9 protein-coding genes are annotated in these 14,250 nt (G+C 60.9%); 4 read left to right on the top strand and 5 right to left on the bottom strand.

Annotated elements, in window-relative coordinates:
- Positions 1 to 38: 38 nt before the first annotated feature.
- The 4 genes from AC6R19_RS16650 to AC6R19_RS16635 all read right to left on the bottom strand — a co-directional run bounded on the left by AC6R19_RS16650 (position 39) and on the right by AC6R19_RS16635 (position 4,769).
- Positions 39 to 902: a peptidylprolyl isomerase gene (locus tag AC6R19_RS16650; RefSeq protein WP_500580980.1), complete on the bottom strand. Its 864-nt coding sequence runs from the start codon at positions 900 to 902 to the stop codon at positions 39 to 41.
- 48 nt (positions 903 to 950) lie between these two features.
- The gene (locus tag AC6R19_RS16645) at positions 951 to 2,258 is read right to left on the bottom strand and encodes a S28 family serine protease (RefSeq protein WP_500580979.1); all 1,308 of its coding nucleotides are present in this window, start codon (positions 2,256 to 2,258) and stop codon (positions 951 to 953) included.
- Between the two features lie 76 nt (positions 2,259 to 2,334).
- On the bottom strand, positions 2,335 to 3,417 hold the full coding sequence (locus AC6R19_RS16640) for a M24 family metallopeptidase (protein WP_500580978.1): 1,083 nt from the start codon (positions 3,415 to 3,417) through the stop codon (positions 2,335 to 2,337).
- Complete coding sequence (locus tag AC6R19_RS16635; protein WP_500580977.1) at positions 3,414 to 4,769, bottom strand: MFS transporter; 1,356 nt, start codon at positions 4,767 to 4,769, stop codon at positions 3,414 to 3,416. The genes AC6R19_RS16640 and AC6R19_RS16635 overlap by 4 nt, the downstream gene beginning before the upstream one ends.
- Positions 4,770 to 4,899: 130 nt before the next feature.
- Here AC6R19_RS16635 and AC6R19_RS16630 point away from each other — a divergent pair, with 130 nt between their 5' ends.
- A complete protein-coding gene (locus tag AC6R19_RS16630; protein WP_500580976.1) occupies positions 4,900 to 7,851 on the top strand; it encodes a TonB-dependent receptor in 2,952 nt (983 codons plus the stop codon).
- A gap of 107 nt (positions 7,852 to 7,958) precedes the next feature.
- Here the strand turns inward: AC6R19_RS16630 and AC6R19_RS16625 are convergent, their stop codons facing one another.
- Positions 7,959 to 10,421: a M9 family metallopeptidase gene (locus AC6R19_RS16625; RefSeq protein ID WP_500580975.1), complete on the bottom strand. Its 2,463-nt coding sequence runs from the start codon at positions 10,419 to 10,421 to the stop codon at positions 7,959 to 7,961.
- 351 nt (positions 10,422 to 10,772) lie between these two features.
- Between AC6R19_RS16625 and AC6R19_RS16620 the strand changes: the two genes are divergently transcribed.
- The 3 genes from AC6R19_RS16620 (at position 10,773) to AC6R19_RS16610 (ending at position 14,117) form a co-directional block, all read left to right on the top strand.
- Entirely contained in the window at positions 10,773 to 11,456 is a 684-nt protein-coding gene (locus AC6R19_RS16620) for a TetR/AcrR family transcriptional regulator (protein WP_500580974.1), read from the top strand.
- A 30-nt stretch (positions 11,457 to 11,486) separates the two neighbouring features.
- Positions 11,487 to 12,041: a DUF1285 domain-containing protein gene (locus AC6R19_RS16615; RefSeq protein WP_500580973.1), complete on the top strand. Its 555-nt coding sequence runs from the start codon at positions 11,487 to 11,489 to the stop codon at positions 12,039 to 12,041.
- Positions 12,042 to 12,461: 420 nt separating this feature from the next.
- Entirely contained in the window at positions 12,462 to 14,117 is a 1,656-nt protein-coding gene (locus AC6R19_RS16610) for a beta-helix domain-containing protein (protein WP_500580972.1), read from the top strand.
- The last annotated feature ends 133 nt before the right edge of the window (positions 14,118 to 14,250 follow it).

The following is a 14,250-nucleotide window of genomic DNA, read 5'->3' as shown; positions in this document are numbered from 1 at the left end:
GGCGAACAAAAGTTCGTTCGCCCCTGGGGCGGGTTTATTTAGCGGGTGGGAATTCCAACGCTGCACACGTCGACATAATCCGGCCGGGCGACAAACCAGTCCTCCGGGCGGTTGCGCCGCGCGGCGATCAGCTCCTCGAAACTCGGTGAATCTGTCTTCAACACTTCGATGCTTTTGCGCTCCTTTTCCGGCAGGTCCGCGGCCAGGCGCAGCTGCACTATGCGGTTGTTCTCCGGTTGCTCCAGAATCCCTCCCGCCTCTGTACCGCGCTGCAATTGCTGCAGCACCTCCATGCCTTCGAGGACGCGGCCGAATACCGTGGTGTTGCGGTCCAGGTAGCGCTGCGCCGGGCCGATAACTGCATAGAACTCGGTACCGCCGCTGTTCACATCCTGTTCCCGCGCCATGGCGAAGGCGCCGTTGCAGTGCACCAGCCAGGTTTCGTCGGTCTGCGGATCCCGGGCCGCGGGAAAGCCGTCGATAAATCCGGTCTGCGGCGCATAGCCATCCGGGCCGGGCAGGGGAGTAAACCGATTCGCCGGGATGTTTTTCCGGGAGAATTCCGCCGGAATAGTGCGCCTGCCTTTCCCTGTCGGCTTATCTCCGTCCATATCACCGCCCTGGGCGACAAAACCCTCGATCACCCGATAGACGCTGAGCCCGTCGTAGAACTGCTCGCGGGCCAGTGCCCTGATATTGGCGGCGTGTCCCGGGGCCATGAATTCCGCCAGCTCGATAATCACCCGGCCGTTTTCCAGGTCCAGGTAGAGGGTATTTTGCGGGTCGGCCGGCCGCCAGTGTTCGGCGGGGGCCTCGGCAATAATCCGGGACGGCGGCCGCGGCTCCGCCGCCTGGGTGCAGGGAATAATCAGGAGTGCCAGCAGGGCAATGGTTCTTTTCATCATGTCACCTGGGTTTTTATTGTGCCGCCATGATAGCGGCCCTTGGCGCTAACTGCGATTGACCGGTATCTTCAACCAGCGGCTGAGGGCATCATAGGCCCGCTCTCGCTGCTCTTCCGACAGCTGGCGGATGCGGCTCAGGTGGTGGCCGTCTTTCTGCACCAGGGTAAAGGCGTTGGTGAAATTGCCGTGATCCACCGCGCCCGCATACCAGGGATCCCGCTCGCCGTAGAGGTAGAGGGTGTTGTGGCCGTTTTCTTGCAGCCATGCGATCAGGCCCGGGGTGAAGTCGGGATCGAACTCGATGGGCACGCCCTTGGGGGCGAACTCCAGGTTGCTCGGCTGGGGTGCCAGCTGCAGCAGGTCTTCCAGGTCCCGGGTCATAAAACCGTAGTAGCCCAACTGGGTGTGGTGCTGGTACATGGAGGGTTCCAACGCTTCGATTCCCTGGTCGCTGTAGACCCAGAAGCCGCCGCCGCCTTCTATATGCTCGAGCATCAGCGCCGGCGCCGCGCCTCCCGGCGGAATCTCGTCGCAGGTCTGGCCGCGCTGCCAGAAGCTGAAGGTGTATTCCAGGGCGGCGTACTCGAGTACCTTGCTCTCGCCGATGGAGAAGGTGAGTTCCTTTTCGATGGCGCGCGCTTTCAGTTCGGGGATCAGTTCATCCCGCCTCTCCAGCAATTCGCGCTGGAAACGCACCAGCTCCCGGCCGCACTGGCCGCTGTTGTCGATCCTGTTGCGGATAAACTGATCCACCCGTTTGTCCTCGGTGCTGAGTATCAGCGGCGCGTCGTAGACGACGGTCGCCTGCACGTCTTCCGGGTAGTAGCGGCGGTGGATCAGTGCGGATTCGCCGCCCTTGCTGAAACCGCTGCTGACCCAGGGCCCGGAATAGAGTCTTTTGAACAGCGTCACTATGCGGTGGTGGTCGGCGGCGGCCTGCTCGACAGTCAGGTACTGCCAGGGAATATCCCCTTCATTGACGGAATCGCCGTAGAAGCGGTACTCCACCGCTATCAGGTTGGCCCGCAGTATGTCCGCCAGTTCCTTCTGCGGGAAGTCCCGCACCCAGTAGCCCTCGGTCTCCAGTATCACCGGCTGGGCGCTGTCCAGGTGGGACAGGTAGACTTTCTGCTTGAAGCTGCCGGCGGCGGGGTTCCGGTGGTCCAGCGGCTGTTCGATCCACAACTGGTAACCCTGGGTGAAGCCGTCCAGCGACTTTACCCGCGCGACCTCCACGCCGGGCAATTGGTTGAGTTGCTGGTAGAGGCTCTGGCCGGCAGATTCCGGCGGTGTGTCGCAGGCACTGATTAATAGGCTGCAACAAAGGAAAAATATCCCGGGCAGATTGCGCATTGTGTTTATTCTCCACGTTTCGGTTGAGCGTCGGCTGCGGCGGGCGAACACAAGGTTCGCCCGATGGTCGGTATTGCTACAGCTCGATCAGTTCACGAGTGAATTTGGTCAACAGCTCGGTACCGGACTCGGTAACCCGCACATCGTCCTCGATACGCACGCCGCCCCAACCGGGGATATAGATTCCCGGTTCCACGGTGACTACATGATTCTCCTGCAACAGTTCGTCGCAGCTGGATGCGAGATAGGGCTGTTCGTGAGTATCCAACCCCAAGGCGTGGCCCAGACCCTCGCCTGCATATTTGGCATAGGGACTACCGGCCAGGAAGCGGGCCACTGCGTCGGCCGGCTGGCTGTAGGGAACGCCGGCGCGCACCGATTCCACCCCCAGGGCCTGGGCGGCGCGCACCAGCTGGTAGGCTTGGCGCTGCTTCGGATCGGCCTTGCCCAGGACGAAACTTCGGGTCATGTCCGAGCGGTAGCCGTTTACCACCGCGCCGAAGTCGGCGGTGACCAGGTCGCCGCGGCGCAGCGGCCGGTCGCTCGGCATACCGTGGGGGCGAGCACTGCGCGGCCCGGAAGCAAAAATCGTCGGGAAGGCGAGGCCCTCGGAGCCGGAGCGTTTCAGGGCGTATTCCAGCTCCACCGCGGCTTCCCTCTCCGTCATGCCGGGGCGCAGCAGGCCGAGCAGGTGGTCCAGCGCGCGATCGCCGATGGCGGCGGCGCGGCGCATGGAGTCCAGCTCTTCGCTGTCCTTGACCCGGCGCTGCAGTTCCACCAGCCCGCGGACCGGTGTCAGTTCCAGCGCATCCAGCTCTGCAGCCAGGTCCAGCCAGCGGCCGTGTGGGAAATGTTCGCGCTCGTAGCCGATCCGGCGGATACCGCAGCCGGTCGCCAGCTCCCGCACCAGGTCGCCGAGGCCCTGGCGGGCCCTGTCCCGCACCACTACCTCTACATGAGGGCACTCCTCCCGTGCCTGCTCGCCGAAGCGGTAGTCGGTAATCAGGTACTTTTTCCGTTTGCCGATCAGCACCAGTGCCACGCCGCACTCGTCGCTGGCGAAGCCACTCAGGTAGCGGATATTGGACATGCTGGCCACGAGCAGGCCGTCTATGCCGGCTCCGGAAAACTGCTCGCGCAATTGCTGAATGCGCTTCATCGCTGAACCTCTCCCTGTGCGGCCAGTTGCCTGGCCATGGAGTTGTCGAACCAGAGCAGGCCGGCGGCGGTGGCGATCCCGAGCAGGGCGAAGCCGCCCCACATCAGGTCCGGCCGGCCCCAGTCCTTTGCCAAAGTGCCGTAGCCCCAGCCGGACAGGAATCCGGCCAGTAGGAAGCCCAGGGCCATGGACAGGAAGTAGTAGCCCATAAACATCGCCGCCCTGTCCCGCGGCATCACCGCGGCCACGTATTCCTGGCTCTTGGGGGAGGCGAGCATCTCGCCGAGGGAGAAAACCAGCACCGCGGCGACCAGGCCGGCGCCGCCGAACAGGGGGCCGAAACCGACCCACAGGAAAGCGGCGGCGAGCAGCAGGGTGCCGCCCATCAATACTGGCAGTACCGGCAGCCGCTCGCAGCGCCTGCTGATGGCGATCTGCAACAGCAGGATGCTGGCGAAATTGAACGCGGTGATAAATTCCGGACCTATCTGGTCGGATCCGCCGGTGGATACTGCCTGTGCGAGAGCGGGGGACCAGCCCTGCAGCCAGGTCAGCAGGGGACCGGTATCGACAAAGTCGCGGATATACAGCGGTAGGGTGATAAAAATCTGGTTGTAACAGGCCCAGAAACCCGACATCAGCAGCAGGTAGACCACGAAGGGGCGATTGCGCAGCACCGCGCCGATTTCGAGCAGTACCGGGCGCCGTGCCGGTGCCGCGCCGGATGTCACCGGCTCGCGGTAGAACAGCAGCAGTGCGAAGTTCACCGCGATCCACAGCGCCGCCATCGCGAACACCCTGTCCCAACTGACGGCGCGCATCATCCCCGCCACCAGCGGCCCGACAAAGCCGCCGATATTCACCATCGTGTAGAAGATGCCGAAGCCGAGGCCGCGGTTGCGGTCGCCGGTGGTGCGGCTGACGGTGGCCACCACCAGGGGTTTGAAAGTGGCCGCGCCCAGGGCGACGACGAGCAGCACGGCAAAGAAGGCCCAGAAGTCGCGCACCTGGCCCAATAGGTAGTAGGCCGGCGTCATGATGGCAAAGGCCAGCAGGAACATGCGCCGATAGCCGTACCTGTCTCCCAGGGCGCCGGTAAATACCGGCAGCAGGTAGAGCAGGAAGGGAATGGCCCCCTGCAGGAAGCCGCGCTGGCCGTCGCTGAAGCCCAGGCCGCCCTCTGCCTGCGGGCTGCTCATATACAGGGACGACAGGGTAAAGAAGCCGTACCAGGCCAGGCGCTCGAAGATCTCCATGGCGTTGGCCAGGTAGAAGCTGCGGCTGAAACCGCGCCCCCCGGTTTTCTCTGTCGACGACGCCGGTGTCGCGACAGCCGTGTTTCCCTCCAGCATTTTTGCCTCCGCTCTCTTATCGCTTATTTGTTGTTATTGTACACAAGATATGTTTAATTTGCCTTTGTGCGCAAAGATATTTTGCGTGCTGAATAATAAATAGCCAACTTCGACCAAGGGAAGAGAGACGATGCAAATAAGAAAAAGTCTGCTGGCACTGGCGATCAGTGCCAGCCTGGGAAGTCAGTTCGCCATGGCCGCCGACACCTCGGGCGGTTCACTCAAAGGACAGGTGACAGGTGCCGGCGGCGAGGTGATCGCCAATGCGTCCATCACCGTCACCCATATCGGCAAGGGACTGGTGCGTACCGTTCGGAGTAATGAAAAGGGCGAGTACAACCTGCGCAACCTGCCGGTGGGGGAGTACCAGATCCGGTTTGAAAAGGATGGATACAGGCCCGCGCAGGCCGAGGATGTGCGGGTGCGCGTGGGCCAGTCGATGATCTACGACGGCACCCTGGTGGTAACCGGGGGCGCCGGCCAGGTGATGGAGGTGGTGGAAGTCACCGGCAGCATGCTGCGCCGCATCGATACCGGTTCCTCCACCGCAGGGGTAGTGATTACCCAGGAGAAGCTGGAGGCGCTGCCGGTAAACACCGGCTTCGAGGCCATGGCCCAACTGGCGCCGGGGGTGGTGCAGCCGGGCGGTTCCAACTTCAACGGCGCATCCAGTTTCGGCGGCGCCTCCTCGGCGGAGAACGGCTACTATCTGAACGGCCTGAATGTCTCCAATATCAAGACGGGCCTGGGGTCCATCGCGCTGCCCTGGGAGGCGATCAGCCAGACCCAGATAAAGACAGGTGCAATCGATCCGGAGTTTGGCGGCGCCCTGGGCGGCATTGTCAATGCGGTGTCCAAGTCCGGCGACAACGAGTTCCGCTTCGGCTCCCAGCTGCGCATGGATCCGGATTCGCTGCGCAGCCAGCACGATTCTGTGCGCAGCAGCTCCGGTGACTATGTGCTGAACAACGAGCGCGATGCCTCCACCTTTACCGAGGCGCAGGTCTGGGCCAGCGGCCCGATAGTGCAGGACAAGGCGTTCTTCTATGCGCTCTTCGCGCCGCGGGAAACCAGGGACGAGTGGGCCTTCGGTTCCAGTTTCTACGACCGGGTGCGGGAGGAGGATCGCTGGCTGGTCAAGGTGGACTGGTTCGTGAATGAAAAGCACGCGCTGGACTTCACCGCGATCAACAACGAGGAGAACGGTGAGTACGACAGCTTCACCTACGATCCGGGCACCAACGATATCGGTGATTACTCGGGCACGACCAAGAGCCGCGAGGGCGGCCAGGTCTACGGCGTGCACTACAACGGCCAGTTCACCGATGCGCTGTCCCTGGACGTGATTGCCGGCCGCACCCTGGAAAAGGTCTACAACTCCGCCCTCAGCGATCTGCCCTCCGTGTACGACTGCCGCGAGACCTGCGTCAGCTACAGCAACCACAGCGACTCCACCATCTACGACGAGGAGTACACCCGCGACCAGCTGCGCCTGGACCTGAGCTACGACCTGCTGGACCACCAGATCAAGCTGGGTATCGACTACAACAGCGTGGATGTCTTCTACAAGGAAGACCAGAACGGCGCGGGTGACGCCCACGGCTGGTGGACTATCCGCACTGCGGACGTCAACGATCCGTCCAGGCAGCCTGCGGGCACCGAGCTGGTCGAGCGGCGCATCCGCGTGCGCGGTACCGACTCCACCGTCAGTGCCACGGCGTTCTACCTGCAGGATTCCTGGCAGGTGACCGATACCCTCGCGCTCAATTTGGGTGGCCGCTACGAGCGGTTCGAGAACACCGTCACCGGCGGCGAGGCCTTCGTCGACAACACCGGCTTCTCGCCGCGTATCCAGGCGGTCTGGGATTTCAACGGCGACGGCGACAGCAAGGCGTTTGCGACCTATGGCCGCTACTACCAGCCGGTCTCCGCGAATATGAATATCACCCAGGGCTCCTATTCCCGCGAGACCTTCGACTACTACGCACTCGGTGACCTGGATGCGAACGGGCGCCCGGAGCTGGCGGCCGACGGCTCCCCCAGCCGCGGCGAACTGCTGCACAGCTATGTGCGCCAGCAGGGCATCGTCGAGCCGGAGCTGATCGCCAGCGCCAACCTGGAGGGCATGTACGCGGACGAATTCACCCTCGGTTTCGAAACACTGGTATTCGACGATATGGTGCTCGGCGTGCGCGGCATCTACCGCGACCTGAAGCGCTCGGTGGAGGATACGGATATAGGGCCGGTGCTGGGCAATTACCTGGCGGCCAATGGTATCGAGGATAATGTCGGCCAAAGCAGCTACTACGTGCTGATGAACCCGGGCGAGGATGTGGAAATCAGCTACGACTTCGACGGCGATGGTGTCACCGACAACGTCAAGCTGTCCGCCGGTGAACTGGCCCTGCCGGAGCCGAAGCGCCGCTACCTGGCCCTGGAGACCACACTGCGCGGTCAGGTGACCGATCGCTTCTACGTCGATGCTTCCTACACCTGGTCCCACAGCTACGGCAACACCGAGGGGCTGGTGCGCACCGACAACAACCAGGCGGATCCCGGCTGGACCACCTCCTACGATTACGCCGACCTGATGGACCACGGCTACGGCGACCTGCCCAACGACCACCGCCACGCGCTGAAGCTGAACGGCTTCTACGATATCAGTGACAGGCTGACCTTCGGTTTCGTCACCTCGCTGGTATCCGGCCGGCCCAAGAACTACTTCAGCGTGCACCCGGTGGGCGTCGACAGCTGTGCCGAGGGCAGTCCCTGGAGCGACTGTATCAGCCAGTATTACGGCGAAGTTTCCTTCTACGACGAGAAGGGCGATCCGGCACCGCGCGGCTCCGCGGGCAATCTGCCCTGGTCCAGGCAGCTGGATATGTCGCTGGCCTACAATATGCCGCTGTTCGATGGCGAGCTGCTGCTGAAGGGCACCGTCTACAACGTGCTGAACGACGATGGACCGCTGGATATTATCGAGACGCGCACCAAGTCCGGTGAGCTGAATCCGGATTACGGCTTGACCCAGAGTATGGTGGGAGAGCGTTACTTCAGCCTGGTGGCCCGTTACGATTTTTGATCGGGCATCTGATCAGGCAATGAGAAATCCCGGCTTTGTGCCGGGATTTTTTATGGAGATTCGTTAAAGATCGATCGCGGCCAACGGCGGATGGCCGCGATCCTCTATCAGTTGGCAGTGACCCGAATCGTCGTATCGGAAAACTCGCCGATCACCGAAACGTAATACCAACCGCTATCCGGCGAAACCACACTCAGGCTCTCGTTATTGTCCGGCCCACTGGAAACCTGGTCGTAGTCAGAGGCAGTGGCCCAGGTCTCGTCGTTCACGTACAGATCCCCGTTGCCGTCGCCCCCGGAAAGGGCGAAGTCCAGGCTGGCGGTACCCTCCGGCACATAGACATAGAAGTAGCGGATGCCATTGCTGCCGGCGACACAACTGGCCGCATTCAGTTCCAGGGAGCCGTACTCCAATGGCGTTCCCGTCGCACAGGCATCCACCGCGGTATTGTAGCTGGCCATCAGGTTGACCCCGGAGAAGGGCGTATAGGCCTTGAGGCGGATATACCAGCGGCCCGCTTCGGGGTTGTCTATATCGCACACCTCGGTATTGCCACCGATATAGGGCCGACAGGCGTAGTCGCTGTCCGTGGCCTCGGCGCCGTGACGCAGGTAGAGGTCCGCATCGCCGCTGCCGCCGTCGATGGCAACACTCAACTGGGAGGCCCCCTCGGGCACGTCGATATAGAAGTGCAGGTCGTCGCCCCTGGTGGCTACGCCGAGATTGGAGATTGTCTCGTTGTTTTCGACTTCGTTATCGCCGCCGTCCTGGGTGCTCTGCACCAGGGTAAGCCAGCTCTGCCACTCACTGTCGTAACCGCTGCCGATAGCGTTGATGTAGTTCAGGTAGCCGTCGTAATTGCCGGCGCGGAAATAGGCCAGCATCTGGGTGACGTCGTCCCGGTGGCGCTCGAACATAAAGCGCACCGCCAGGTAACCCCACTTGTAGACGCGGTCGGTGCCGCTGCTGTAGTCGTTGGCGAAGATCTCACTCAATGGGTACTGGCCGGTGCGGGCCAGGGCTATGGCGTCGTCGTTGTAGTCCTTTTTGGAAACATACTCTGCCAGGCCCTCGATCCACCAGACGGTCTTGTGGGTGCCGGTGCGCGCATCGCCAAAGCCGCCGTAGAGATTGAAGCGGCCGTCCAGGTAGTGTACGTATTCGTGAGTCAGGTTCCACACCTCGAAGTCCGGGCGCAGCCAGTCCGCCTCGTGGGCGATAAAGCGCGCCTGGTTGTCCGGGTTGGCCGGATCTCCCTCCAGGTACATACCGCCGTTGTCGGTGCCGATGCCGAAGAAGAGCGGGGCATAGCTGTCGTACTCGTTCCAGTCGTCGAAGACGACCACCTCCAGGTCTTCGTTCAGGTCGTCCGCCACCGGGTTGTAGTTGGTGGAGAGCATCTGGTGGAAGTAGGTCTCCTGGGCCGCCAGCTTGCCGCAGGAATCGGTCATCTGCTGGGCGGTCATATCCTGGGCGCGGATCTTCAGGCTGGCGCTGCAGGTGTGGTTGTGGGCCAGGACCTGCTGCTCCAGGTCTTCGGCAAAGCCGCAGATATCGAACCGGGCGCACTGGCCGAAGTAGTCCGCATTGCCGGCGGTCACCAGCCAGACACTGCTGCCGGTGCCCTTCATGCTGTAGCGATCGAGGATGGCACCCACTTCGGCCACCACCGTGTCGTAGGCGGGCGCCGAGGTGTGCTGCAGGAAGCGCGACAGCTCGCGGGCGGCATTCTCCTGCATAAATAGCGCCTCGCTGTCCAGCATCCAGTCGGAGCGGGCGAATCCGCCCAGCAGCTGCATCAACTGATGGTCACTGCCGGCGGCATCGACAAAGGCGGAGTCGTAGTGGCCGCGGAACAGGATGGTGAAGATACCGTTGATCGCCCCGCGCAGGCTGCCGTGCTGGGCGTACTGCTGGTCCCAGCGGCTGAGCCATTCCTTGACCACCGGCAGGTAGCGGGCCTGCTCGTTGGCACTGTCCATCAGGACAATGGCGTCGATGATGGCACTGCCGTTACTGCTGCTGGCGCTGTAGAAATCCGGATTGGCGATGAAATCGTCCAGGGCACCGGTGACCGCAGTCTGCACATTGGCGTCGAAGGACTGTACATCGTCCGGATAGTAGTACTCGATGTAATAGCCGGCGCGCAGGAAGTAGTAGAGCTTGTTGATTCTGCTATCGCCCGCGGCGGCACTGTAGCCGCGGGCCATCTGTGCTGCGGCGTCGGCGACTGTGATCATCTTCTGCCGGCTGAAAGACGCGAAGCTGGTGGCGTTGCCGTCATAGAGATTGTCGATGCAGCTGCTTTCGGACTGCAGGATATGGTCCACCAGCGCCTGGCCGGTTTTCTGTGCGTAGCCGTCCATATCGCAGGCGGCCAGCAGTGCGGTGCTCAGGGTACGCAGTTGTCGGGGCTCATATTTGGGTTCCACCGGGGCGATGATTTCGCGCCCTGTGTCGGTGGCCTGGTTGTGCGCCGGAAGCGGCGCCTGGGCGCTGGCGACCTGGAACGCCAGGCCCAGCAGTGCAGCGGCTGCGGTGCCGAGCACCGATTTATTGTTAACAGACATAGCCGTTCTCTTCTTCTTTATTGTTGGATTGGTTTTTGTTGCTTATTTATTGGTCGACTTTGTGATCTATAGGCACCTCCTTGTCTGTCGGGATCTATGTTAAATTTAATTTTGAGTGCAATAATAAATTATTGCGTGCAATATATTTGTGATCTATCTGTCACAAATCGATTGGGTTGGCGGCTATTGCGACACCATCGGCAAAAGGGGGAAGGAAATTAGGGATGGGGATCTGGCGCAAAATGGAATGGGTTTCTCTATCTGCTTTCCCAAGCCGGATGAATTGCCTATCATTCATGAATGGATAGTCAATTTCAGTCTCCAAATTTACGGATAGATAAGGTCGGAAGTATGGACAAGGCAAAAGAGAAGGTTCAGCGCTTTCGCGCCCGCGAACAGCGCATCCTGGATGCCGCGCTGGAACTGCTGCTGGAGCACGGCGAGGAAAAGGTCACCGTGGAGCAGATCGCCGAGCGGGTGGATATCGGCAAGGGCACCATCTACAAGCATTTCATTTCAAAAACAGAAATTTACATGCGCTTGTTGATGGACTACGAAAAGTCCCTGACCGAGCGCCTGAAGACAGCGCTGGCGGCCGCCGAGCAGGGCGATATCACCGCGCCGGCGCGGGCCTACTTCGAATCGCGTATGGCCGACCCGTCCAAGGACCGGCTGTTCCAGCGCCTGGAGGAGAAGATCATCGCCCTGAACCTGGCCCCGGAGATGATCGAGGAGCTGCATGCCATCCGCAACTCCAACGCCTCGGCCCTGAACCGGGTGTTCGAGCGGCGTATGGAGCAGGGCGTGCTGAAAAAGGTGCCCGCCTACTACTACTACTCCACCTACTGGGCCCTGGTGCAGGGCGCGGTGGAGCTCTACCACTCCAAGTCCTTCGCCGACGTGATCGAGGATCGCGAGGGGCTGATGGAGTTCATCATGGACGTGGGTGTGCATATCGGCGACATCTCCGGCCGCCGCTCCCAGGAAGAAGGTCGCCCCGGCGGCGAGGCTGCCGGCACGTCCTCCTTTAGCTGAGGGTTCATCATTTAGCTGAGGGCTTCTCATTTGGCTGAGACACTGTTCGCGCAGCTGCAACAACTGCAGCGCGAGTTCCGCGGCCACCCGCCCGTGCACAAGTGGAATCCGGACTTCTGCGGGGATATGGACCTGGTCATTCGCCGCGACGGCCGCTGGATCCACGAGGGCACCGAGATACGGCGCCAGCCCCTGGTGAAACTCTTCGCCAGCATCCTCAAGCGCGAAGGCGATGACTATTTTCTGGTCACCCCGGTGGAGAAGCTGCGCATCCGGGTGGAGGATGCGCCCTTTATCGCCACCCAGGTGGCCAGGGGAGAAGAGGCCGGGCGCGAGTGCTTGCTGTTTACCACCAATACCGGCGACATAGTGCCACTGGACAGCGGCCGTTCCTGGCAGCTGAAACCCTTCGGCGATCCGCCCCAGCCGATCCCCTATATAGAAGTCCGCAACGGTCTGGAGGCGCGGGTTTCCCGCGAGGTCTTCTACCAGTTGGTGGACTGGGCCGAGGAGAGGGGCGGGCAGGGCTGCGGACAACTCTGGCTCCACAGCGACGGCGAGCAGTTCCTGCTCGGAAGCTACTGACGTAGGGTGCGCCGTGCGCACCAATAAGAGCTATTCTTGCCTCCCCCCAGATGGTGCGCGTGGCGCACCCTACTTCCCGACCAAGATTCAGTTGAAGAAAAAGGGCCTGTGTTTTTATTGAGCACTTTGTCTGCCGTTCAGTCGTTAATTGAAACCTGTTTGCAATAAAAATGTAATTAATCCGTCGGCACAGAAACATATTTCAAAATTTTCGGGAAAACCCCACTAAAGTAACAATTTCGCAATATTCCCTTCCTACACTCCCTCGCGTCCGAATCGCCAAGGCGAACAAGAAAATCACGGTTTCAGGGCACCCTGGAAATCCGTTTTTAAATTCAGGACGCACAGCTGAAGCATAAAAACAGATTTTTAGCTGCCCACGATTACACCTATTAGGCAAAACTTCCGTTAGGGGGAACTATGAAGCGAGTAAACAACAAGCTGCTGCTGGCAGCCGCAATCGCCGCTCTGCTGGCTGGTTGTGACAGCGGTGGTATCGATATTGAGCCGACTACTGTAGACAACTCTACTGACAACTCCGTAACCAACCCGGGCGGTGACACCAACAACTCTTGTGCCACTATTGAAAGCACTGGTGTTCAGGGTACTCCGGAAGGCGCCAACTGCCGCTACGGCACCGACTTCGTATCTTCCTCCAACCCGCTGACGGAAGATCTCTACCTTTCGGCCCTGCCAAACGGCGGTGCCCACATCTTTGACGGCAGCCTTTTCGTGGGTGAGAGCTTCGGTAGCAATGCGGAGCTGCAAGCGGCTGGCATCGCCAAGGGCGGCGATGGCGTGAAACTGGAAGTTCAGGCCGGTGCCACCATCGCCTTTAAGGACAGCTCCGCCTTCATGGTAGTTAACCGTGGTTCCCAGCTGTTTGCCCGCGGTACCGAATCCGCGCCGATCACCTTTACTTCCGAAACCGACGTGCTGGGTACCGTGGGTGCTGAAGACGTTTCCCAGTGGGGCGGTATGGTGATCAACGGCTTTGGTATCACCAACAAGTGTGCCTACACCGGCAATCTGGATGACGGTACTCTGGCTCTTACGGGCGAGTGCCATGTGGCCGCCGAAGGTTCCACCGACGATGAGGCGTCCTACTACGGCGGCGACAACAACGCCGACAGCTCCGGTGAGCTGACCTACGTACGCGTCAAGCACACCGGTGCCCAGGTTGCCGCTGGTGACGAACTGAACGGCGTCGCTTTCGATGCTGTCGGCAGCGGCACTATCGTTCGCAACCTGCAGGCTTACTCCACTTACGACGACGGTATCGAGTTCTTCGGGGGCGCCGTAAACGTAGAGAACTATGTTGCCCTGTATGTGCGCGACGACTCCATCGATATCGACGAAGGCTACCGCGGCAGCATCACCAATGCTCTGGTGATCCAGAGTGAAGCCGACGGCAACCATTGTATCGAGTCCGATGGCATCGGCAGTTACGACGACATGGCGGATGGCACAAAAACTGATCGGCGCGCCGAGATCATCGGTCAGGGTATCAACAGTCGCCCGGTGATCGACGGTCTGACCTGCATCGTCTCTGCCCAGGCGGCAGGTACGCATGATCCGGGTGCCGGCTGGCGTTTCCGCGAAGGTATCTATCCGATGATCACCAACTCCATGATCGTCGCCTCCTTCAATGCCGATGAAAATGGTGCGGAGGGCAGTAACTACTGCCTGCGCGTCGAGAGTGATGAGACTCTGGCTGAAGCGGAAACCGGCACTGAAGTTGCTATCACGTCCAATATCTTCGCCTGTGAAGACAAGACCAAGGGTGGCCCGGTTGGTGCCGATGATCTGGAGACCTGGGCCGTAAACAGCGGCAATCAGTTCGTCGCCATTTCCGGTGCAGTGGACCCGACAATTAACGCTGACACTGGCTTCGTGCTGCTGGGCGGAATACCGGCCTTCTACACCGAAGCTGCCGATGCGCAAGCCGGCGTGACCGTTTCACCGCTGGAGCGCGCCTACTTGGGCGCTCTGAGTGTAAACGGCAGTGACTGGACCCAGGGCTGGACCTACGGTCTGCATGAAGGCAGTCGCGCTCAGCCGCTGTGGTTTGAGTAAGTCGCAAGCGGGTTAACCCCGATGCAAGGGCGCCGCTTCGCAACGGGAGCCGGCGCCCTCTTTGCTTCTACTGCAGCGATAAACAGGAACACAAGAGGCCTGGGTAATGGTTAAGAAAGAAAATTTTCAGAGA

Source organism: Microbulbifer sp. SE14 (assembly GCF_059834885.1).
Note: the sequence above shows the minus strand (reverse complement) of the source record. Positions and strands in the feature narration are given on the sequence as shown.